This is a genomic window from Corynebacterium sp. MSK297, from assembly GCF_030232885.1.
Taxonomy (GTDB): Bacteria; Actinomycetota; Actinomycetes; order Mycobacteriales; family Mycobacteriaceae; genus Corynebacterium.
The window spans coordinates 169390-192262 of sequence record NZ_JASPGD010000004.1 but is presented as its reverse complement, the minus strand read 5'-3'; the positions used below and the strand labels follow the sequence as shown (position 1 = coordinate 192262).

23 protein-coding genes are annotated in these 22873 nt (G+C 54.3%); 1 reads left to right on the top strand and 22 read right to left on the bottom strand.

All coding sequences use genetic code 11. From position 1 onward, the window contains the following. Window positions 1-13: 13 nt before the first annotated feature. From QP888_RS06000 to rho, 22 genes are all read right to left on the bottom strand, one after another. Window positions 14-817 (bottom strand): electron transfer flavoprotein subunit beta/FixA family protein, encoded by an 804-nt coding sequence (locus QP888_RS06000; protein ID WP_284812585.1) that lies wholly within the window; start codon window positions 815-817, stop codon window positions 14-16. 176 nt (window positions 818-993) lie between these two features. Then, window positions 994-1875, bottom strand: a complete 882-nt coding sequence (locus QP888_RS05995) for an NUDIX hydrolase (protein WP_284812584.1) — start codon at window positions 1873-1875, stop codon at window positions 994-996. Between the two features lie 21 nt (window positions 1876-1896). Then, a complete protein-coding gene (locus tag QP888_RS05990) occupies window positions 1897-2748 on the bottom strand; it encodes an ABC transporter ATP-binding protein (protein ID WP_284812674.1) in 852 nt (283 codons plus the stop codon). Window positions 2749-2997: 249 nt separating this feature from the next. Then, window positions 2998-4050, bottom strand: a complete 1053-nt coding sequence (locus QP888_RS05985; RefSeq protein WP_284812583.1) for a tetratricopeptide repeat protein — start codon at window positions 4048-4050, stop codon at window positions 2998-3000. An 85-nt stretch (window positions 4051-4135) separates the two neighbouring features. Further along, complete coding sequence (locus tag QP888_RS05980) at window positions 4136-4432, bottom strand: MTH1187 family thiamine-binding protein (protein ID WP_284812582.1); 297 nt, start codon at window positions 4430-4432, stop codon at window positions 4136-4138. A gap of 102 nt (window positions 4433-4534) precedes the next feature. Beyond that, window positions 4535-4831, bottom strand: coding sequence for an Rv1322 family protein (locus QP888_RS05975; protein WP_284812581.1), 297 nt, complete (start codon window positions 4829-4831; stop codon window positions 4535-4537). A gap of 43 nt (window positions 4832-4874) precedes the next feature. Further along, on the bottom strand, window positions 4875-5567 hold the full coding sequence (gene nucS, locus QP888_RS05970) for an endonuclease NucS (RefSeq protein ID WP_284812580.1): 693 nt from the start codon (window positions 5565-5567) through the stop codon (window positions 4875-4877). A gap of 47 nt (window positions 5568-5614) precedes the next feature. Next, window positions 5615-6061, bottom strand: a complete 447-nt coding sequence (locus QP888_RS05965) for a DUF2550 domain-containing protein (RefSeq protein WP_284812673.1) — start codon at window positions 6059-6061, stop codon at window positions 5615-5617. A gap of 344 nt (window positions 6062-6405) precedes the next feature. After that, a complete protein-coding gene (locus QP888_RS05960; protein WP_284812579.1) occupies window positions 6406-6777 on the bottom strand; it encodes a F0F1 ATP synthase subunit epsilon in 372 nt (123 codons plus the stop codon). 16 nt (window positions 6778-6793) lie between these two features. After that, complete coding sequence (atpD, locus tag QP888_RS05955) at window positions 6794-8245, bottom strand: F0F1 ATP synthase subunit beta (RefSeq protein ID WP_284812578.1); 1452 nt, start codon at window positions 8243-8245, stop codon at window positions 6794-6796. Between the two features lie 3 nt (window positions 8246-8248). Further along, a complete protein-coding gene (locus tag QP888_RS05950; protein ID WP_284812577.1) occupies window positions 8249-9223 on the bottom strand; it encodes a F0F1 ATP synthase subunit gamma in 975 nt (324 codons plus the stop codon). Between the two features lie 56 nt (window positions 9224-9279). After that, window positions 9280-10953 carry a F0F1 ATP synthase subunit alpha gene (atpA, locus tag QP888_RS05945; protein WP_284812576.1) on the bottom strand — a complete coding sequence of 558 codons (1674 nt, stop codon included), beginning with the start codon at window positions 10951-10953 and terminating at the stop codon, window positions 9280-9282. Window positions 10954-10998: 45 nt separating this feature from the next. After that, a complete protein-coding gene (locus QP888_RS05940; protein WP_284812575.1) occupies window positions 10999-11826 on the bottom strand; it encodes a F0F1 ATP synthase subunit delta in 828 nt (275 codons plus the stop codon). 6 nt (window positions 11827-11832) lie between these two features. Beyond that, window positions 11833-12402 (bottom strand): F0F1 ATP synthase subunit B, encoded by a 570-nt coding sequence (locus QP888_RS05935; protein WP_284812574.1) that lies wholly within the window; start codon window positions 12400-12402, stop codon window positions 11833-11835. A gap of 45 nt (window positions 12403-12447) precedes the next feature. Beyond that, window positions 12448-12684, bottom strand: a complete 237-nt coding sequence (locus tag QP888_RS05930; protein ID WP_018120014.1) for an ATP synthase F0 subunit C — start codon at window positions 12682-12684, stop codon at window positions 12448-12450. Window positions 12685-12778: 94 nt separating this feature from the next. Beyond that, window positions 12779-13582, bottom strand: a complete 804-nt coding sequence (gene atpB / locus QP888_RS05925) for a F0F1 ATP synthase subunit A (RefSeq protein WP_284812573.1) — start codon at window positions 13580-13582, stop codon at window positions 12779-12781. 418 nt (window positions 13583-14000) lie between these two features. Beyond that, a complete protein-coding gene (locus QP888_RS05920; protein ID WP_284812572.1) occupies window positions 14001-14468 on the bottom strand; it encodes a Cg1360 family ATP-synthase-associated protein in 468 nt (155 codons plus the stop codon). Window positions 14469-14526: 58 nt separating this feature from the next. After that, window positions 14527-15702: an MraY family glycosyltransferase gene (locus tag QP888_RS05915; RefSeq protein ID WP_284812571.1), complete on the bottom strand. Its 1176-nt coding sequence runs from the start codon at window positions 15700-15702 to the stop codon at window positions 14527-14529. Continuing rightward, a complete protein-coding gene (locus tag QP888_RS05910) occupies window positions 15702-16364 on the bottom strand; it encodes an L-threonylcarbamoyladenylate synthase (RefSeq protein WP_284812570.1) in 663 nt (220 codons plus the stop codon). The genes QP888_RS05915 and QP888_RS05910 overlap by 1 nt, the downstream gene beginning before the upstream one ends. Before the next feature lie 139 nt (window positions 16365-16503). Continuing rightward, complete coding sequence (gene prmC / locus QP888_RS05905; RefSeq protein WP_284812672.1) at window positions 16504-17349, bottom strand: peptide chain release factor N(5)-glutamine methyltransferase; 846 nt, start codon at window positions 17347-17349, stop codon at window positions 16504-16506. Between the two features lie 35 nt (window positions 17350-17384). Continuing rightward, window positions 17385-18458, bottom strand: a complete 1074-nt coding sequence (gene prfA / locus QP888_RS05900; RefSeq protein ID WP_284812569.1) for a peptide chain release factor 1 — start codon at window positions 18456-18458, stop codon at window positions 17385-17387. Between the two features lie 3 nt (window positions 18459-18461). Continuing rightward, window positions 18462-20513: a transcription termination factor Rho gene (gene rho, locus QP888_RS05895; RefSeq protein ID WP_284812568.1), complete on the bottom strand. Its 2052-nt coding sequence runs from the start codon at window positions 20511-20513 to the stop codon at window positions 18462-18464. Window positions 20514-21018: 505 nt separating this feature from the next. Between rho and QP888_RS05890 the strand changes: the two genes are divergently transcribed. Then, a complete protein-coding gene (locus QP888_RS05890; protein ID WP_284812567.1) occupies window positions 21019-22833 on the top strand; it encodes a long-chain fatty-acid--CoA ligase in 1815 nt (604 codons plus the stop codon). Window positions 22834-22873 lie beyond the last annotated feature (40 nt).

Here is a 22873-nt window from a genome sequence, read left to right as displayed (position 1 = left end):
CTCAGTGGCGTCGTTAAATAAGGTTGTTTTCGGCCAAGTAGTCGGCAATCTTACGGGCCTGCTCTTCCGGGCTACCGGAATCAATCACAGCACCGGCGGTTCGCGGTGGGCGCTTTTTATGCTGGAGTACCCGCGTGGTCGCATTGTCGGCGCCAACCATATCCGCGTCCAAGCCAATACCCGCAATGTCGACGGTGGTAATCTCGTGCTTTTTGGCTTGGCGCAAACCTTTAAACTTCGGGAAACGTGGGCTTGCGGATTTATCTGTCACAGTAACCAAGGCAGGAAGATTCGCCGAGAGCTGCCAGGTACCACGGTTATTCTCGCGGGTTGCGGACACGGTTCCACCGTCGACAGTAAGCTCATGGACCGCGGTCAACGCTGGAATCTCCTGGAATTCTGCCACCAACCCTGGCACCGTACCGGTGGAACCATCAGAGGAATAATTACCGCCAATAATCAACTGCACGTCATCGATCGACTCCAAGGCGCAGTGTAGGGCAAATGCGGTTCCTAACGCATCACTACCACCCAACGCCTCATCGCTCACGTGCACGGCATCGTCGGCACCCATCGCGATGGCTTTCCGCAGGGCATCCTCGTGGTGCGCAGGGCCCATGCTCAACGCAATCACCTGGTACTCAGTACCCTGCTTGCCCGCTTCCTCCCGAATGCGCAGCGCTTGTTCCACCGAAAATTCGTTAATCTCATCGATAATCACATCGACGGATTCCCGATCCAAGCGGGCATCATCACGTAGGGTTTTCGTGGACCAGGTATCCGGCACAGTCTTCACCAAAACCACGATAGTGGGCATTTTCTGCCACCTACCTTTCTTTGCTGTTTCGTGCGTCAACAAATCGAAGGCACACGTTATGTATTTCGTTTATGCCGTTTGTCACGGTGTGTCATTGTGTCATTCTACCGAATGCAACTGTACCACTTGGTCTAGTATTTCTAGACAGATCAGGGCAGTTTTAGATTCATGCCTTCTCATATGATCCTGCCTATACGATCTTCCGGCTGGTACTCCAAGAATTCACGATACGCTGAGTCCTGCCAACCTTTCCCGACGATGGGATGAATAACGGAATCGCGTGCCATCTGCATCACATCAGTCACCGTTGCGCAATCAGCAAGTTTGCGCAGCTGCGCCCACGTCGGCAAGACAAACCGCACCAAACCTGCCCGCCAGCCGTCGAGAAGCAACTGTGGAGAAAACCAATTCGCGTCCTCAGCTTCCCCGCCCGGGTCTGGTGCCGGGCATTGCCCATCCGGCACACGCGCGACAAAGGAAAACGTATCGAACCACAACTGCGTACGATCCGACTTTCCAACCCAACGAGCCCACGGAAGCAGCAAATCCGAACGCACTTTGAGATCGTGCTCCTGCATGAGATCCGACAACGCGATCTCGTGTGATTCCAAGCGGCGCCGCGCATAATCATACGGAGCCACATTCGCGATCGGGGCACCGTCGCCATGCACCGCCAACAACGCTCCGGATTCTTCAAATAACTCACGGACCGCAGCAAAAACCAGCGCATGTGCCTTATATTTATTGGTCTCCATCCGCCGCGCCAACGACACCGCCGACGGACCACACCAATGATCACCGGAATTCCACGATCGGGCAGGGAAATCGCGGCGATCCACCCCACCGCCCGGAAAAACCGTGATTCCTGGGAAATTCCGCATCGTGGACACGCGCTCTTGCGCAAATACCTCAAGGCCCTGCACGCCATCACGGACCAATAACACGGTGGCAGCTAGGCGGGCACCCTGATAACCCGTCATATCTTCCGGGTTGATAGCATCCACCTGATCGGATTGATGCTGGCAATGAAACTGCGAATGCGCAGGAAATTCCGGCATTATTGTCTCACCTCGCTGCTACTAGCCTGCGCGGTGTGAACCACGGCCCCGGCGAGCACGCCGGGCAAAAAAGCGCGAACCCAACCGGTCAACCTGAATCGGCTGATGGAACGCCTTCGTCAGATTTTCCGAGGTCAAAACGTCGTCAAGCAAACCTTGAGCGACCACCTCTCCCTCATCCAACAACAATGCGTGGGTAAAGCCCTCCGGAATCTCTTCCACATGGTGAGTAATCATCACAATCGCTGGTGCATCCGGGTCCAACGCCAGATCCCCCAAATAGCCAACGAGATCCTCGCGTCCGCCCAAATCCATTCCGGCTGATGGCTCATCGAGAATCAACAACTCCGGGTCGGTCATCAACGCACGGGCCAGCAGCACACGCTTACGTTCTCCCTCCGACAGCGTGCCCCAAGTGCGTTCCATCAGGTGAAACGCACCCACTTGATCCAAAATATCGTACGCCCGCTCGAAATCGAGCGAGTCATAGTCTTCGCGCCAACGCCCCAAGACCGCATATCCAGCCGAAACCACCAGGTCGTCGACACGCTCACCAGCCGGGATCCGATTCGCTAACGCTGCAGAAGAAATGCCGACCATCGCTCGGACATCGCGCATATTGGCGGCACCAAATTTTTCCCCCATGACAAACGCTGTGCCCGCTGACGGGAACTCCTCCGCCGACGCCATACGTACCAACGAGGTCTTTCCGGCGCCATTCGGCCCAATGATTACCCAGCGCTCGTCTAACTCGACCTGCCAATTAACCGGCCCAACCAACGTATTGCCGCCACGCCGCAGGGCGACATCGCGGAAATCAATGAGCAAATCCTCACTGGTAGTAGGCTCTGTGGCTCCGGACGTAGAAGTCATAATCTCAATCGTCTCTTTCTTGACGTTACTCACGCTATGCAGACAAAACCGATTGTTTTCAAGCCCTAGATAGGATAAACGGATTAACGGCTCTGTCCCCCGCCAACGTTGGTCTTCGGGAGGTCTCACCTACTAGCTTAAAGCACTCGTTTACCGACGGTGCTACGTAGTGGCACAACCGCAGGGCCCAAGACCACCAGCGCCGAAAATTCCCGGGCTTCGTCGTGGCGAAGCGTCGAAACCGACCATTTAGAACAACGCACTCGCTAGTTCAGAACGTGCCTGTTGCACGCGGGGGTCTGCTGGATCAAACAACTCAAACAAAGAAATCACGCGGGTACGCAGACGGTCTTTATCATCACCAGCTGTGGTTGTCATCGTGGAAATCAGTCGGGCAAAAGCTTTCTCCGGCACGCCAGCTAAAACTTCCGCATCGGCTGCGTCGAGTTGTTTGTCGACATCATTCGGATCCTCATCTGCCTCTACCACGGCGTCACCACTGCGATTCGCGGGGGCGAAACGTTCGATAACTTCGACTGTCTTGCGTGCCAAACTGGCTTGTTGATCAGCTGGATCATCAGCCAGAATCGCGTCGTAATGCTCACGAGCTTGCGCATAATCACCCGCCGAAAGTGCTTGTTCGGCAGCATCATGACGCGGATCAAGACCCGCATCGGCACTATCGTCGTTGCCCGCGGTGTGTGCGGGATCAACGATAGGCTGCGAAGGACCAGACAATTTTGGACCAACCTGCTGGATAAGTGCCTCAACCCACTGCTGTAAAACCTCCGCTGGCTGAGCCCCTTGGAACTGTGTCAACGGCTGCCCTTGCCCCAAGGCGACCACCGTAGGCACCGCATCCGCGCGAAATGCCTGTGCGATGGCAGGATTCTTATCAGCATCCACATAACCGAAAACTACTTTGCCCAGTGTGGCAGCGCCAACGACGAGTTGTTCAAAATTCCGCTTCATCTCATCAGATTCCGCCGCGCGGGACGTGCCCAGCAGCACGACAACCGGCACCTCAGTCGAACGCCGAACCACATCGGTTTCAAAGTTCTGATCAGTAATCTCAAAATACGCCGAGATAGTATCGCCAGCCTGTTTTGCGGCACCAGAATTCCGAGACTGAGGCTGTTGACCTCCAGCTGTTTGTGGCCCCGACTGGGCGCGATTTTTTAGCTGCTCCAAATCTACCGCTGAGGCAGCAAATCGAGCTGGTTCGTGGCCAGGCTGCCCTTGTCGCTGGGCCACACGGGACTCGCTGGGGTGCGGCTGCCCTGGTTGCTGTGGATGAGTCATCGAAGTTGTGCCCTCCTAGAAAAGCATTGGCGATTGGTTTTTCTATGGTTCCGATTAACGCAACGTTATTTCATGCAAAACGCTCTTACGAAAGGTGACGGTTGACAGCCTCAACTTTGGCGGTAAGGCCGTCGGTTACGCCTTTTCTAATATCAGCCTTGATCACGAGCGAAACCCGCGGCGAGACTGCTTCCACTGCAGCCGTCGCTTTCTTCACGACGTCAAAAACCTCGTCCCAGTCGCCTTCCAACAGGGTAAACATCGAATTCGTCTCATTCGGTAGGCCTGATTCACGTACTACCCGAACCGCCTCGGCAACCGCCTCTGACATTTCTCCCGTTTCATTCGTGGTCGTGGGTGCAACAGAAAAAGCCACAATCATAGGACCTAGGCTACCTGTTATGCCGACATTGTTTCGTCTGATGAGAATCACGAGAATGAACTTTCTACCGAGCTGTGATCCTCGATGTTACAGGCAACAGTCTTAACGCTGTTGCCAACAACGGGAATGCCAGTGACGGCGGTCATCTCCCTGACCACCAGAATCGCGCGGCCATGCAACAATGTGCGCCACACCCGGAGGAATATCCACGTTACAACCAGGGCACACATAGTATTTCACGGCACGAACTGCCGCGATCTGCCGGTACTCATAAGGTCTGCCGAAATCCCAGCTAGGGCCTTCTGTCACTTGGGTTCCGAATAGCGATCCGCCATCGGAAGGAATGCTCGAAGGCGAATACTGTGCCCGGCGTGCTTTCCCAGCCTTTTCCTTTCGCACCCCGGCTATGTCCGTGAGCACCGCGTCGTTTATTCGCAGCCATTTAAAACAACCGCAACTCGTTAGGCTCGAGGCCACGCAGTTGCTGATAATCCAACGTCACACATCTAATTCCGCGATCACGGGCTAAAGTTTTGGCTTGCTCTTTTATTTGCTGAGCCGCAAAAATTCCGTGAACTGGTGCTAGCAAGCTGTCTCGATTCAGCAGTTCCAAATATCGCGTGAGCTGTTCTACGCCATCAATACCACCACGACGCTTAATCTCCACGGCAACGGTTTCACCATCGGCGTTGCGAGCCAGAATATCAACCGGCCCGATTCCCGTGGGGTATTCCCGTCTCACCAATGAATAACCGTCGCCAAGCGTCGTAATGTGCTCAGCAAGCAGCTCTTGTAAATGCGCCTCGACTCCGTCTTTGACCAGCCCCGGGTCCTCCCCAAGTTCGTGGTTCGTGTCATGGTGGACTGCATGAAGGGTGATACGCAGTTGCTCACCCTGCGGGTTTTCTACCACCCATATTTTTTCTTCTGTTTCGTCACCGTCAATATCGGTGATCGCGGATTCAGTCAACGTGCACGGTGAGGTCATCCAATTCAACGGCTTATAAGCGCGATTATCCGCGTGAACCGACACGGAACCATCAGCTTTAACCATGATAAGACGGTCTGCAGCAGGCAAGTGGGCATCCAACCTGCCGACATAATCGACAGAACAGTGGGCAATCACTAAACGCATGCCCACTACCCTAGCGCAGGGTACAATACCCCAGCACAGTCAGCGCATTATCTACGCAATTGCTGTGGCTTGGGCGCCGTGCGTTCTTGTCGGCTATCTGGTGCAGATTCCAACCAAGAAGTAATCGCCATGGCCGCAGAATTATCAACAGCCAATTCAAAATGATCATCCGGCGTCGAGACCTCCAGCACCTGCAAGTGCGGAGACATAAAAGAACCCTCGGCATCTGTGACCGAACGCTGACGGTGAAGTGACAATTCTTTGCGTTCAAGTACCACATCTGCTGAGGGTGATAAGGAGCGAAGTTTATACATGTTGAGCTGCTGTCCATTGCACACAACCCGGCCATGCCGCCAGCCATGCGTCCCTTTCGCTGGGAGCCGACGAGCGATAACGGCGTTTCCTTTAGATCGCAGCGTGAAAAATTTCCATGCGGCCAATCCTGCGACAATTACCAGCGCTAGTAGTCCGCAAAACGGTACAAAGCTACCCATAAAATCCTGCATTAAGCTGCCACCTTAACCAACAGAAGAGATTTGGGATTATTTTAGTACCTGCCGACGTATTTGTGAAATATGTCAACCAATTCACGAGGAACCTGCTGCGACCGACTGTCAGAAAACCGGTTTGGGGAAATTTCATACGATCCCTCGGCGAAAGAAAGGAAACGGCAGAACCTCCAGGATCGTCCAGGATTCCGCGAATACACGGAGGTGAGAACTGCACGCAGAAAGGCTCTCCCCGAAATCTTCGAGAAGAGCCTTTTCTTCTGGGTTTATAGCCACCTAACCAGCAATGATAGTTAGGCCTGGGCGCAAACCGTAGTGATCTGAGAAGCCTAAATCATCTCCATGCGGCGCTGTGCGCGTCGCGCAGTTGCACCATGTGCGCGCACATACTCGTCGTCAGAATCTTCATATTCTTCGATAACCGAAGAATCCAGCTCATCGGAGGTAATCGCCCAATCGGCCAGTACGGTCACCTTGTCCTTGGATACGGACAAGAAACCGCCCTGTACACCGAAGACGACACGTTCGCCGTTGGACCCAGTAATGGTAACCACACCATTGTCCAACAACTCGCCGAGTAGGGGTTGGTGCCCAGGCAACACGCCGAGCTCACCATCGGTGGTCTCAGCAGTGACCATGGTGGCCTGGCCGGACCAAAGTTTACGGTCGACCGCGACGAGTTCCACGGTGAATTCAGCCATGTGTGTCGCCTACTTCCTACTTCTCGTTCATCTTCTTGTACTTTTCCTCAACATCGTCGAGACCTCCCAAACCGTCAAAGGCCATTTCTGGGTAGTGGTCGAACTCTCCATCACAAATGCGCTCGAAAGCGTCGATGGTGTCTTCTAGCGGAACAGTAGAACCCGGCAGGCCTGTGAACTTCTCAGCAACGTAGAAGTTCTGGCCCAAGAAACGCTGAATACGACGGGCACGTTGAACGGTGACCTTATCTTCTTCGGACAGCTCGTCCATACCCAGGATGGCGATAATGTCTTGCAGTTCCTTGTTCTTCTGCAAAATGTTGATCACGCGCTGGGCGATTGCATAGTGACGCTCACCAACGATGCCGGGTTCAAGGATACGAGAGGTCGACGACAATGGGTTCACGGCTGGGTAAATACCCTTGGAAGCAATCGAACGATCTAACTCAGTAGTTGCATCCAGATGCGCGAATGTCGTCGCTGGGGCTGGGTCAGTGTAGTCGTCGGCAGGAACGTACACAGCCTGCAGCGAGGTAATCGACTTACCACGAGTCGAGGTAATACGCTCCTGCAGAACGCCCATTTCATCGGCCAGGGTTGGTTGGTAACCCACAGCGGATGGCATACGTCCCAGCAAGGTCGACACCTCGGAACCAGCCTGGGTGAAGCGGAAAATGTTGTCAATGAACAACAGAACGTCCTGGTTTTGGACGTCACGGAAGTATTCCGCCATGGTCAGGCCGGATAGGGCAACACGCATACGAACCCCTGGCGGTTCGTCCATCTGACCGAAGACAAGCGCAGTGTCTTGCAACACGCCCATCTCATCCATTTCCAAGAAGAGGTCAGTCCCCTCACGGGTGCGCTCACCGACTCCGGCGAACACGGAGGTGCCTGAGAAGTTCCGGGCAATACGGGTTATCATTTCCTGAATCAGCACGGTCTTGCCGACGCCAGCGCCGCCGAACAGGCCGATCTTGCCGCCCTTCACGTAAGGGGTCAACAAGTCAATGACCTTGATTCCGGTTTCCAGAATCTCGGTTTTGCCTTCCAATTCGTCGAATGGTGGCGGATCGCGGTGGATTCCCCACTGTTCGCCGTCGCGGCCCAGACCTGGTTCGTCCAAGCACTCACCGAGTGCGTTGAACACGTGGCCCTTCACGCCGTCTCCAACCGGAACGCTGATTGGACTACCGGTATCAGTTACCTCAGCGCCGCGGACGAGTCCGTCGGTCGGAGCCAAGGCAATGGTACGGATCAGGTTATCGCCGAGGTGCTGTGCAACCTCAAGCGTGATGGTCTTGGCGACTGCCTCGAGGGTGACCTCGACAGTCAGTGCGTTGTACAGAGCAGGCATCGCTCCACGCGGGAATTCCACGTCGACGACCGCACCGGTGACGCGCACGACGCGGCCGGTAGCGTTCGCGCTACCTTGCTGCGTGTTCTGCTCATCAAGAGCTGTAGTCATGATTTAGTCACTTTCTCCGCTGCCGGCAAGCGCACCAGCGCCACCGACGATCTCGTTGATTTCCTGGGTAATCTGTGCCTGACGAGCCTGGTTAGCAACACGTGACAGGTCATTGACCAAATCCGTAGCATTGTCCGTCGCGGCTTTCATTGCCGTACGACGCGCGGCAGACTCAGCAGCCGATGCTTCCAGAAGCATTGCGTACAGGATACGCGACACGTACTTCGGGAGCAGCGATTCCAGCAATGATTCTGGATCCGGCTCAAATTCCATCTGTGCTTCGGTTTCACCATGCGTGGTACTGAAGTCCTGATCAATGACTTCCTCGTCCTGATAAACAGGCTCAATGGGAAGCAATTGATGAACATTGACTTCTTGGACGAGCATCGACTCGAACTCAGTGTGGACAACGTGCACTGAATCAAATCCGAACAAGTCCTCGTTTTCGGCGACGTTAACTCCGTCGCGGTACGGCGCAGTGCCCTCTGAGCTGGCCTGAAACCCCTCAATAAGATGCTGGCGCATATCATGGGTGGCTTCCATGCTTGGGTCCTGGGAAAAACCGGTCCACTGTCCAGCGATGTCGGCGCCACGGAATTGGTAGAAATCAACTCCCTTTCCACCGGCAACATATCGCTTGACCTCGTAGCCTTTTTCCTCCAGAAGCTTCTCAAGTTCGTTGGCACGCTTCAGCACGTTGTAGTTATAGCCACCACACATGCCACGATCCGAAGTAATGACCAATACTGCAGCGGTCTTCACGTTCTCGCGAGGCTGCAACATTGGGTGTTCCAACGTTGTTGCTGATGCCAAACGCTCCATAACCTCTTGCATCTCGTCGGCATAAGGCTGAGCTTCTTCAACGCGTGCCAAGGCCTTGTTGATGCGCGACGTGGCGATCATTTCCTGCGCTTTAGTGATTTTCTTCGTAGAGTTCACTGACCGAATACGGTCGCGTAATTCGCGAAGAGTAGCCATGGTTTCCTTCCCTCCCTTCTTTCCTTATCTCGAGGCAATCACAGTAACTAAGCAAGTTACTTTTTGACGCTCTTGCGGGAGACGTTGAGCTGGTTCTTCTCCACTTCGGACTCTTCCAAAGCTTCCTCGTGGTTGTCGATCACAGGCTCACCCGAGGTGGTCTGGAAACCCTTAGCGAATTCTTCGTTCGCGTTACGCAAAGCTTCCTTGGAATCATCGTCCAGTGGCTTGCCGCCTTGAATCTGCTCATAAACCTCAGGAACTTCACCCTGCAGGTATTCGTGCAAATCTGTTTCGTAACGACGAGTGTCTTCCACTGGAACGTTATCGAAGGCGCCTTCGGAAGCCAGCCAAATCGAAACGATCTGGTACTCCACGTTTTGAGGGCTGGACTCAGGTTGCTTCAGAAGCTCAACCAAGCGTTGACCGCGGTCAAGCTGCTGCTTGGAAGCTGCATCGAGGTCAGATGCGAAAGTAGCGAATGCTTCGAGGTCGCGGTATGCGGCCAAGTCCAGACGCAGGTTACCAGCAACCTTCTTCATACCCTTGGTTTGTGCTGCACCACCGACACGAGAAACAGAAATACCCACGTCGATAGCTGGGCGCACGCCCTGGTTAAACAGATCAGACTGCAAGAAAACCTGACCGTCGGTAATGGAAATAACGTTGGTCGGGATGAAGGCTCCGACGTCGTTAGCCTTGGTCTCGATAATCGGCAAAGCCGTCATCGATCCAGCACCAAGTTCATCATTGAGCTTCGCAGCACGCTCCAGCAGACGGGAGTGCAAATAGAAAACGTCGCCTGGGTAGGCTTCGCGTCCTGGTGGACGACGCAGCAACAGGGAAATCGCACGATAAGCTTCGGCCTGCTTAGTCAAGTCATCGTAAATGACCAGAACATGCTTACCTTCGTACATCCACTGCTGGCCCAAAGCAGCGCCGGAAAATGGTGCCAACCACTTGAAGCCTGCAGCATCAGATGCTGGTGCGGCAACGATGGTGGTGTATTCCAGAGCGCCGTGCTCTTCCAGTGTGCGACGAACACCGGCAATGGTGGTGCCCTTTTGACCAACTGCGACGTAGATACACCGAACCTGCTTATCCGGGTCGCCGGACTCCCAGTTTTCCTTCTGGTTCAGGATGGTGTCGATACACAGGGCAGTCTTACCGGTCTTGCGGTCACCAATGATCAGCTGACGCTGACCACGGCCAATTGGAGTCATCGCGTCGATAGCTTTAATACCAGTCTGCATTGGTTCTTCGACCGGCTGACGGTCCAAGACGCCGGCAGCCTGCAGCTCGAGCGCGCGCTCTTTATCAGATTTGATGTCACCTAGGCCGTCGATTGGTTGGCCCAGGGGGTTAATTACGCGGCCAAGAAAATCTTCGCCGACTGGGATGGACAGTACTTCTCCGGTCCGCTTAACCTCATCACCTTCAGCCAGTGATTCGAAGTTACCCAAAACAACGACACCAATGGAATCAGTATCGAGGTTCTGCGCGACGCCAATAACGCCGCCAGGAAACTCCAGGAGCTCATTCGCCATCACGGACGGTAGGCCAGAAACGTTGGCAATACCGTCGGCTGCCGAAATGACCACGCCGACCTCCTCACGGGAGGCCGTCGCGGAATAGCTCGAGGTGTAGTTCGCAATCGCGCTACGGATCTCGTCGGAGGAGATCGTTAGCTCCGCCATGTTCTTCCTGCTCTCGGTTGTGTTTTTCAGCAATTACTTAACAAAGATCGTCGGTACGTGGCAACGCACGTGCGACGGTTAACCAGCTGCGAATGCCGTGCGCATGCGCTCCAGCTTTGCTTTAGTCGAACCATCAATTACTTCGTTGCCAACGTGAATGCGCACGCCACCGAGGATGCTGGTGTCAACCTCGTTATGGATGGACATCCGGTGATCATAAATAGAGTGAAGCTTCTCTGCGAGCGCCGCGGACTGCTCGCTGGTCAAGTCTCCAGCACTGACCACACGAGCAATTCTGTACCCGCGTAATTCTGCCGCTTGTTCAGCGAGAGCCACAAGATCGCTAGCGGGATCTTTTTCGATCCTACCCACTGCCTGTAGCGCAAGTGCTTCACTAAACATCGTGACGTTCTTACCTTCGAGGAGTCGAGCAAGCAGTGAGCGTCGCTTCGAAACTTCTACACGGCGATCGGAAAGCAGCATAGAAAGCTCGCCTTCCCGATGGAGTACGCGAGACAACGCAAACAATTCTTGTTCTACGCGCTCAAGTTGGTTGTTGTTCTCCGCGCCGCGCAAAATGATGCGACGTGCTGCAGCAACCAAACCGACCCGCAGGTCGCGTGGGTTTGACCAACTCAGCTCAACCGCTTTTTTCACAACAGTCAACGCGCTCGCAGCGAGGTGTTTGGAAAACACGTCGTCCGCTAACGTGACTCGTTGTGCAGAAGGGGCTGCATTGTTGGCAAGCGCAACGCGCAAGGGCCGATCGCTTTCGATCGCTTCGACGACCTCGAAGATTTCTAAACCGGTCTGCGAGTCTACTTCCACGGCATTAGTCGACTGAGACGAGGTCTCGTCAACAACTGTGTACAGTCGCTGCAATGCTTCGCGGCTCGCTGCTTTCATGCTTGCCTACTTCCTTGCGGCTGGTGCCACGTTGTCGAGTTCGGACAAGAACGAATCTACCGTGCCGGATTGCTTCGTAGCATCCGACAGCTCGGTACCGAGCAAACGCTCGGCCAGGTTAATCGAATTCTGTCCCAGATCGGCACGCAGATCCGCAACCACTTGTTCACGGTTTGCAGAAAGCTGTTTATTTCCGGCTTCAATGATACGAGCAGCTTCTTCTTCAGCTTTCGCTTTGTGCTCTGCTTCGATCTGCTCGCCACGCTTGCGTGCGTCCTCACGGATAGTCGCAGCTTCAGCACGTGCATCAGCCAATTGCGCGTTGTATTTTTCTAACGCAGCTTTTGCTTCCGCCTGTGCAGCTTCAGCACGGTCCATTCCGCCCTTAATCCGGTCCTCGCGCTCATCGAGGACTTCTTGGAACTTCGGGATCACAAATTTCGCGAAGAGGAAGACGACAACTGCAAGCGGAATGATCGACCAGACGATGTCGTAGTTCGCAGGCGTAAGGAGCGAATTGCCACCTTCGAGTGGCATTTCCTCTCCATGCTCCGCAAGCAAATAAGTGACGTTCATAGGCTCTCCAGTCTTAAAAAGTGTGGGGTGGTTTCCGCGCTCTTTTTAGAACAGGAAGCCTGCAACGAGGCCGATGAGGGCAAGAGCCTCGACGAAGGCGATACCAAGGAACATAGTGGTGCGTAGCTGGCCGGCCATCTCTGGCTGCCGAGCCATGCCCTCTACGGTCTTACCTACCAGGATGCCGATACCCAGACCAGGTCCGATGGTTGCCAAACCGTAGCCAATGGCGCCTAACTCGATGGAGGACTCAGTTGCCTGTGCCAAGATGATCTCGTTCATGTGAAAGTCAATCCCTTTCGTGGTTCTCGGAACTACTTACCGAGAGTGTAGTTGCTGTGGGGTTATGTAATTAGCCGCGTGGTTCGCGAGTTTGTCAGTGTGCGTCTGCGTGCAGGGACAATTCGATATACACCGCAGTCAGCAAAGCGAAGATGTATGCCTGCAAGAAGATAATAATTACTTCGTACAGGGTAAACAGGATCGCTGCCAATGCCGTCACACCGGACATTGCCGTCCAACCATTAAGCTGCCAGAAGAAGAAGTTAGTGGCGCTGAACAGCAGTACCAAAATGATGTGGCCTGCAAGGAAGTTTGCCATCAAACGCAGTGCCAGCGTGATCGGACGCAGGATGAACGTCGAGAAGAACTCGATCGGCACGACCAGAAGGTGCAGCAATGGTGGCAGGTTCGGGATAACCACCGAAGACTTTACGAATTTACCGAAACCGTAGCGTTTTGCACCGGCATAAATCATGGTGACATAAGCCAGCAACGCAAGAGCGATCGGCATTCCGATACGTGCGTTTGCGGAGATGTTCAGACCTGGAATGATCGTCGAGACGTTCATGAACAAAACCGAGAAGAAGATTGCCGCCAGAATTGGCAGGAACCGCCTACCCTCTTTTTTGCCCAGGATGTCTTCTGCGATATGGATCCGAACAAAATCCAGCGCGTACTCCATGACGTTCTGCAAACCTGAAGGAACCAGCTTGGGGCTCCTAAAGGCGACGAGGAAGACCACCAACATGATCGCCAACATGAGAAGGCGGACCAACATCAAGCGGTCTAGCGCGAACCAACCACCCAAGAAATCATCAAGGATGATGTGGCCATAGTATTGCCCCGGGAAAAATTCTGGGTCCAGTTCAGGCGAGTGGAACTCACCTCGAAAGGCCATAGTTGTAACGCTCAGCGTTCTCTCCCGTGTTCGGGCCGCATGAATTACTCATACGGTGCGATGGACGTCTTCAAACTCGCTGCCATTACCACGGACTCCGTCGCACATCAGCGCGGTAACAGCAGGGGAAACAGCGCAGCATTTCAGTCACACCCTTACAGTTTCCTGTGAAAGGCGCACCACTATTGCGGTTACCCGTGCAGTATACTATCAGCGTATTTCGATTCTGTCGCCTCGTGGGGGTGAATTTTTCTTTATACAGTTCTAGCTGCTTAAATGACAGCTTATTTTTAGAGAGAAACAAGCAGTTGTTTTTTGTTAAGGCGAAGGCTTTCTATTGCCAGAAGATTTACACCCGAGACCTACCACTCCTGGTTAACCCTGATGAAAGAATTTCCAGCGTTGATTGAGTGAGATCTTATCCGACAAAGGTTACTTTCGAGGTCACAATTGCCCAGACCTCTGTCCCCAATGTCAACACCAAGACCACCACGACCGTGACGAATAGAGACACCGTGTGGTAAAAATCCAAGTCCCGGATAGCAAATAACACGATAACTAAGACGACGATTTTGAGCAGCCAACTACCCAAAACCACAGCCATGGTGGTTGCAGGCGTGCTGCGCGAAGTCAGCAAAACACTCACGGCAGTGAACAAAACGAAGCTTCCGCCAATTGCCGCCCCCAATACCACTCCTGACAGGCCCGGTAGTCCAGCTACCGCACCCCACACAACGAGTGAGATTAGCGTCGCGATGATTAAGGCACGGGAGCCTAATTTCAGCCCGCGCCTGAGTGGCAACGAATGGTCCTCATAGGGAGACACCGATTCACTGACACCGTCGTGTGCAGAAAATTTGTGTGTAGATTCATTTGGGCTAGTCATGGATTTCCTATTCATTATCGATAATTAGCAACGCAACAACGTAGAAACGTAGCTGACGCTAAAAAGGCGGCTGGTTAGTCACAAACTTCAAAGGTGGTTCGCTTCGACCAATCTTTCCCGCACGCAGCGGAATCATCGTGACAACTCCAGCGACCAGTAGCGCCAGGACGGTTCCACCAAGCGCCAGCCACGCCGGTACGACCGAAAAACTCACCGCCCCAAATGCCACCACGGCCACCCACAAATAAAGTACCAACACCGTGCGACGATGTGTATGGCCCAATGACAACAGTCGATGGTGAATATGTTGTTTATCCGCAGCCATGGGCGACTGTCCGCGCGCCAACCTGCGCACCACGGCAAGAATCAGGTCTAGAACCGGAACAAATACAGCAGCCAAAACCACAATGAACGGCGATATTAACGCCACAACATCCGCTGTCCCGTACAGCGCCATATTAATTTTCCCGCTTGCCGACGTCGCTGCGGCAGCCAATAACGTACCGATCAGCATTGCCCCCGAATCCCCCATAAAGATCCGAGACGGTTCAAAGTTATGCGGCAAAAAGCCCGCGCACACCCCAACCAAACCGGCGGCGATGATCGCAGGAGGATAGGCCGAAACTGCCCCACCCTGGTCGTATAGAACGGTAAGCGCGAAAACCAGAATGGCACCGCCTGCGATCATTCCAAGCCCAGCTGCTAACCCATCGAGACCGTCAACGAAATTCATGGCGTTAATGAGCATAACGGTAAAAAATACAGTCAAGACCAGAGACTGGATTTGATCAAGGACTACGGTGGTGCCCTCGCCAATCGGCAGAAACAGCAAGGTCCATGTCAATCCCAACATGCTCATCAGGCAGGCAGCAACTATTTGCCCGACTAGTTTGACGATTGCACTAAGATCAAATAAATCGTCGAGTACTCCAACCAGCACAATAGCGAACGCTGACCAGAGCACTGCTGTCATCTCTGGAGTCACCGGCATAAATCCGCGATTCAGGGCAGGCAATTGCATTGCGAGCGCGACAGCAAGCAAAAAACCACTGAACATCGCTACTCCACCCAACCGGGGCGTCGGCTGAGTGTGCACATCCCGCGCTCGAACTTCTGCCATGCGGCCAGAGCGCACGATGACGCTGCGGATTGCGCCAGTGAACAAAAACGTGACAACGGCTGCCACCAAGACCACCAGCCCAAGTTCGCGTATGGGAATTCCTGCTGCACCCATTAGTTATTCTCTCTGCGTAGCGCCTCCGCCGGCAGTTCGAGTACTTCCGCAATACGTTCGATACTAATCGCACCTTCTCGCAAAACCACCGGGTATGGTCCAGAAAGATCAACAATGGAGGACGCCTCGCCTACCGGAGATTCACCGTCGTCCAGATACACCGAAACTGCGCGGCCTAACTGCCTTTCAGCCTCGGTAACCGATGTGGGTGATTTTTGCCCAGAGATATTCGCAGACGATACCGCCATAGGACCGACCTCTTGCAAAAGATTAATCGCCACCGGGTGCAATGGCATGCGAAGCATCACAGTACCCCGGGTATCCCCTAAATCCCATGGTAACGATGGGGCTTGAGGCACAATGAGAGACAGACCACCAGGCCAAAATGCTTCGATCAATGTTTTCATGCGCTCTGGAAATTCACGGACTAACCCTCGCACCGTCGCCCAGGATCCCACGAGCACGGCAATTGGCATGTCGCGGCCACGTTGTTTTGCGGCAAGCAACCGGGCAACCGCATCATTATCGAAAGCGTTACAGCCCAAGCCATAAAGCGTATCTGTGGGCATGACAACCAGTTGACCAGCACGTGCAGCGTCGGCGGCTGCTGTGATGCCAGCCGCACGCTGAGAATTATCATCGCAGGAGTACGTGGTGCTCATTTCCGGTCCTCGCAGCCCTTCCTCATTTTCGAACCCATTATTCCTGTCGTACTTCACGTCGCCGGTGCTTAGCACCAACGAGATCATGTGGCTATTTTACGCTCGTATCCATTCCGAGTAGCCACTGCGTGCATCGACATCATCGTTTCGATGCCGTAACGAACCGATTCCGGCCAGTCAGATCCATCAACGGTTGCACATCGTACAGTTCTGGTTCTGCCTTGATTACTTCCTGCACCTGAGTGGAAGTCGCGTCATCGTGCTCAATACCTACGACGCCGCCTGGGCGCAATAACCGTGAGACCTGCGGTCCGAGTTTATTGATTGTGTCCATCCCTGTCTCACCTGCAAAAACTGCATCATCTGGATCTGCATAGACTTCTAGATCCAACGAATCATCACGCGGAACATAAGGCGGATTACACACGATGAGATCGACCTTGCCTGTCAGTTCTGCAAGCAACATAGGGTCAAGCACGTCCCCCCGGACGATTTCGTAGTGGATACTGTGTTGAGCGTGGAGATTTAATCGGTTCTTTTCCGCCCACTCGAACGCGCGCGGCGAATACTCCACCCCAATGACGCGGGCATGCCGAACTTCATACGCAATATACGCTGCTAAAGCTCCGCTGCCGGTACAGAAATCCAACACAGTTGGGCTAACGACACCAGAGTTAAGCTTTTCCACAGCCCAATGCGCAAGCACCTCGGTCTCCGGCCGCGGAATAAATACACCGGGCCCTACCAGCATCTCTAGAGGACCAAACGGAGCCGTGCCAACAATATGCTGCAACGGCTCACGGTCTTCACGGCGTTCGATTGCAGTTAGCAGCCCTGCCGGAGTGGGTTCACGAAGGTGCAGGAAAATCTCGGTCGCAGTCACCCCAAGGTAGTGCGCTGCAAGCAATCGCGCCTCACCTGCAGCATTAGTAATACCAGCTGCCTGGAAACGACGCGTGGCATCACGAAGCGTCTCGTGGAGCACCGGCTGATTATCCTGCACTGAATACACACCGCAGCCTATTTAGCCTCGAGGCGTTCTGCGCGTTCTTGTTCCTGCAGGGCCTTAATCAGATCGTGCATGTCACCGTTCAACACGCTATCCAAGTTGCTGGCTTTGTAACCGATGCGGTGATCTGCAATGCGGTTTTCCGGCCAGTTGTAGGTACGGATGCGCTCAGAGCGATCCATTGAACGCACCTGCGAAGCACGCTGTTCACCAGCTTCTTCTTCGGCTTTTTCACGTTCAATCTGATCCAAGCGCGCCTGCAACACCTGCATGGCACGAGCCTTGTTCTGGATCTGGGAGCGTTCCTGCTGGCAGGTCACTACCAGCCCCGTCGGCAAGTGCGTAATGCGGACGGCCGAGTCAGTGGTGTTCACGCCCTGTCCGCCCTTACCGGAGGAACGGTAGACATCGATACGCAGATCTTTTTCGTTGATATCGACGGATTCTACTTCATCAGGCTCCGGGTACACCAACACGCCGGCGGCGGAAGTTTGGATACGTCCCTGAGATTCGGTGACTGGGACACGTTGCACGCGGTGGACACCACCCTCGTACTTGAAAAACGCCCAGGCGCCGTCGCGACCAGGGTTTTTTGCGCGGAAAGAAATTGTCATATCTTTCACACCGCCCAGATCAGACTCATTTAGCGCCAACACGTTCCAGAGAAAGCCTGCTTTATCAGCGAAACGCTCGTACATGCGGGCGAGGTCCGCAGCGAACAGCGCAGCTTCTTCTCCACCTGCACCGGCTTTGATCTCCATGATGATGTCTTCGGCATCCTGCGGATCACGTGGTGCCAGCAAGTCAGCCAGTTTCTCCTGCAGTTGCTCGACCTGGTCTGCGAGCGCATCAGCTTCTGATTGAAAATCATGGTCCTCATAGGCCATCTCGCGCGCAGCTTCCAAGTCTTCTTGGGCGGCCGTTAGCTCTTCATAGGTGAGCATAATTGGGCGCAGCTCAGCATATCGCTTCGACAACCTGCCAAATTGTGCCTGGTCACCAGCGATCGATGGATCCGACATCTGAGCTTCAATGCCGCGGTATTCGGAGACGACGTCGTCGACAAGCGATACCTCATTAGCCATGAATTAATCCTCTTCTTCAAGCGCCGCAGCCATCGGAGCCGACGACGCAACCTGCATCAAGAATTCGCCATTCGATTTCGTCTTCCGCAGCTGCTTGATCAACAGATCGATAGCCTGGTGCGAATCCAACGCCGACAAGATACGACGCAACTTCGTCATGATGCGAGCTTCTTCAGGAACCAGCAGCAGCTCGTCCTTACGCGTACCTGATGGGTTGACATCGACGGCTGGGAAAACTCGACGTTCAGAGATCCCGCGGTCCAGCTTAAGCTCAGCGTTACCAGTACCCTTGAATTCCTCGAAAATCACGGTATCGCCAGTCGAACCGGTCTCCACCATTGCAGTGGCAATAATGGTCAACGAACCGCCATCTTCGATATTGCGGGCAGCGCCCAAAAAGCGCTTCGGCGGGTACAACGCATTGGAGTCAACGCCACCGGACAAGATGCGGCCGGAGGCTGGTGACGAATTGTTATATGCGCGTCCCAGACGAGTGATGGAATCCAACAGTACGACGACATCCTGGCCTTGTTCGACCAGGCGCTTAGCACGCTCAATAGCGAGCTCAGCAACCGCGGTGTGCTCTGACGGTGGGCGGTCAAACGTCGAGGCGATGACTTCGCCATTGACGTTTCGCTGCATATCCGTGACTTCTTCGGGGCGCTCGTCGACGAGCACAACCATCAGATAGCACTCTGGGTTGTTCGTTGAAATCGCGTTCGCGATGTTCTGTAGGATTGTCGTCTTACCCGCCTTTGGTGGAGATACGATCAACGCACGCTGACCTTTACCGATCGGCATGATCAAGTCGATCACGCGGGTAGTTAAGATCTTTGGCTCAGTTTCCAAACGTAACCGCTTATTCGGATACAGCGGGGTGAGCTTGCTGAACTGCGGACGCTGCTTGGCTTCTTCTGGGTGCAACCCATTAACGGTTTCCACGAAAACCATCTGGTTGTACTTTTTGCGGTTGCGGCCTTTGCCATGCGACTGGCCGCCACCGGTCATTTTCACCTTACCGGTGAGGTAATCACCGGTACGCAAGTGGAAACGGCGCACCAGGTTGGTGTTGACGAATACATCCAGTGAACTTGGGCGGTAGCCGGTGGTACGCAAGAACGCAGTGTTACTGTCAACAACTTCCAAGATGCCGGCAACTTCCTGCAAGCCGTTGTTGCGGCCATCGTTGTTGCGATTGTCGCCACCCCGGTTTTCGTTGTTGTTCCGGTTCTCCCGTGGGCTTCGATTATCGCGGTTATCACGACTGTCGCGGTTGTCACGATCATCCCGACCACCACGTGGGCCCCGATTGCGCTGTTCCCGATCAGTGCGGTCGGAACGCTCAACGTGCTCATCGTGAGCAATAGAATCTGCGGCATCATCTGCAGCACCCTGATCACCCGCGTTATCGAAGTTCTGCTCGTGCTCGCGGTGCTGGTGCTGCTTACTATCGCTCAAGCGACGAACCCGCCGACCACGACGTCCGCGACGGGTGTTTCCGGTCTGACGCTGCTCATCGGTGCTCTCAGGCAGCGACTGCGCATCGTCCGTAACAGTTTCAGGGCGATCCGCAGTGGCATCCTGGTCGCTACGCTGCTCGTGCGCCTTCCGGACCTCACCATTTGCGGAGTTGTTTTGGTGATCTTCGTTCACGCGCGCTTTAACGCGAGCGCGCCGTGCACGTCGAGCTGCTGCTGGCGATGGAGTATCGTCGCTAGGGTTTTCTGCCGTTGGACGTGACTCATTCGACCTCTCTGCTGAGCGTCCTGCAGTGCTCTCGGTCACGTCTTGCTGTGCATTGGCCTGCACGTCGCGCACATTCGTGTCGGATTCACCGGACTCCAGACGTGCCGCGCGCTGTGCTAGCATCTCAGACTTCTTCATCCGCGGCAGCGGCTTCTCCGTGGATTTACGCGGAACCTTACCTGTTTCAATAGCCATGATCAGCTCGCCCTTACGCAGAGCGGTGATGCTTTTCAACCCCTTCTCGATAGCAAGCTCCCGGAGTTCAGGAAGCTTCATGGAGTACAGATCTGGGTTGTCCGTTGTGCTCACGGATATCCTTTCGCGTCGTTTTTTCGCGTAACTGAGGCTGCCCCGCGGATTCGGGTCGCCTGGCTACAGTCCTGCCTGTGCTGCACGAAGCACCTCGTACGACAAAGAGTACGAACTTGCTATTGCTGCAGATCGCGTCCGTCGTCAAGCAATCCACTCACAGCTGCGCGCACAGTCACAGCACTGCAACTCTAAATAAAGGGTGAAAGTCTCATTACGAAATGTTCAGCATATGCCTACTCCGGCACACGCCACAATAACGACTGATGCACGTAGTAATCAGTTTCACAAACCCTACTGTGACACCCCGTAATTGTTCTCGTGAGACTTTAGAATAATCGCCTAGACAATTCGAGGAGAGTTCACGTCCTTGTCTATCGATTTCCCTTACAGTATAGCGCACTTCTCAAAGATTCCCCAGTTCTCTCCCACCATAGCAAAGCCTGTATTGCCACCGACGCGGCGTGGCTAGGGCTGTACGATTGCCGACGCTAAAATCAGAACTATGCTCTCGACGATGCAGGACCTGCCCCTGTCCGTGTCCCGGATTCTGGAATACGGCCGCAGCACGCACGCTACAACGAAGGTCACCACCTGGTCACCCAACGGACCACAGGAAATCAGTTTTCGTGCAATCGCTGCCCGGGCCAGTGCTTTTGCGCACGCTCTGCACAACATTCTGGGCATTACCGGTGATCAACGTGTGGGATCGCTGCTCACTAATTGCGCAGAGCATCTTGAAGTCATGTTCGCAGTCATGTCGAAGGGCGCGGTCTTTGCTCCGCTAAACAAGCAGCTCATGCTTGATCAACTCACTCATATTGTCAATCACAGCCACACGGAAATCCTTGTCGTCGATCCGCGTATGATTGACCTGGTACGTGATATCACAACTCAAACCCCGTGCGTACGTGTAGTCGCTTTCATCGGGTTGCCCACACCACACGAGCTTGCCAACTACGCGGAAATACTGCCGAAGCATATCGAGATCTATTCATATGAATCTTTACTCGACGGCCAACCTACTACTTACGACTGGCCGGAAGTCGACGAGCACGAAGCCACAGCACTGTGTTATTCCACAGGAACCACAGGTGCGCCGAAAGGCATAGTGTATTCGCACCGCGCGATTTATCTGGCGGCTTTGCAGTTGCGTACCACGGACTCCATTGCTATCACCCACGGTGAATCATTCCTATGCGGCATACCTATTTATCACGTGCTGTGTTGGAGTGTTCCGTTCGCAGCTTTTCTTTCGGGTGCGCCGTTGGTGCTTCCCGACGCCGATACTTCGGCACCCACCCTGGCGAAAATCATCGAAGCGACGCATCCCCGTCGTGCCAATGGCGTGCCGACGCTGTGGATCCAACTGATGGTGCATTACTTGAAACACCCACCAGAGCGCATGTCTTTGGTCGAGATTTTTGCTGGAGGCTCCCCCGCGCCACCAGCTTTGATCAAGATTTGGGAAGAACACTACGGTGTCGATGTCGTACACGTGTGGGGCATGGCAGAAACCACCACCATTGGAACTGTCTCCCGTCCACCGTCGGGCGCTTCGGGCGAAACCCGGTGGGGATATCGCATTTCGCAGGGCCGCTTCCCCTCGATGTTGCAATATCGAGTCGTCAACGATGGCGAGATCGTGCCGAACACCGACCGAAACGAAGGCGAAATTCAGGTTCGTGGCAACTTGGTTACCGGTTCCTATTTCCGCTCCGCCGCAGAAAACGATGAAGGTGCGGCGACGGAATTTCGGGGTCATGACGTCTCCGATGACACCGACGCGGTACAGAATAAATTTACTGATGACGGCTGGCTGCGCACCGGTGACGTCGGCTCGATTACCACAGACGGTTTTTTGACAGTCTCCGACCGCGCTCGCGATGTCATCCGCTCCGGTGGCGAATGGATTTATTCCGTAGGTCTAGAAAACATGGTCATGGCCTCGGACAAAGTCGTCGAATGCGCCGTCATCGGCTATCCGGATGAAAAGTGGAACGAGCGCCCATTAGCGGTCACCGTCTTGCATACTGATATCCCACGAGACCAGGAAACTGCCAACGAATTGCGTAATTTCCTCCGCGAATCACTGCCGAATTGGATGACGCCCGAATATTGGTCCTTCGTCGATTCCATCGATAAAACCTCCGTCGGCAAGTTCGACAAAAAAGACCTCCGCGAACACCTGGAAGCAGGCCGTTTAGACATCATTGCCCTACCTGGCCCAGGTGAAGACTCCGCGCACACGGATGCCGCCACCCCCACGAATTCCACAGAAGCTTCCTCTGTCACCGACTCCACGGAAAACACACCATGATCAGCCCCACTACCGAATTCATTGTGTCTGCACTCATGGT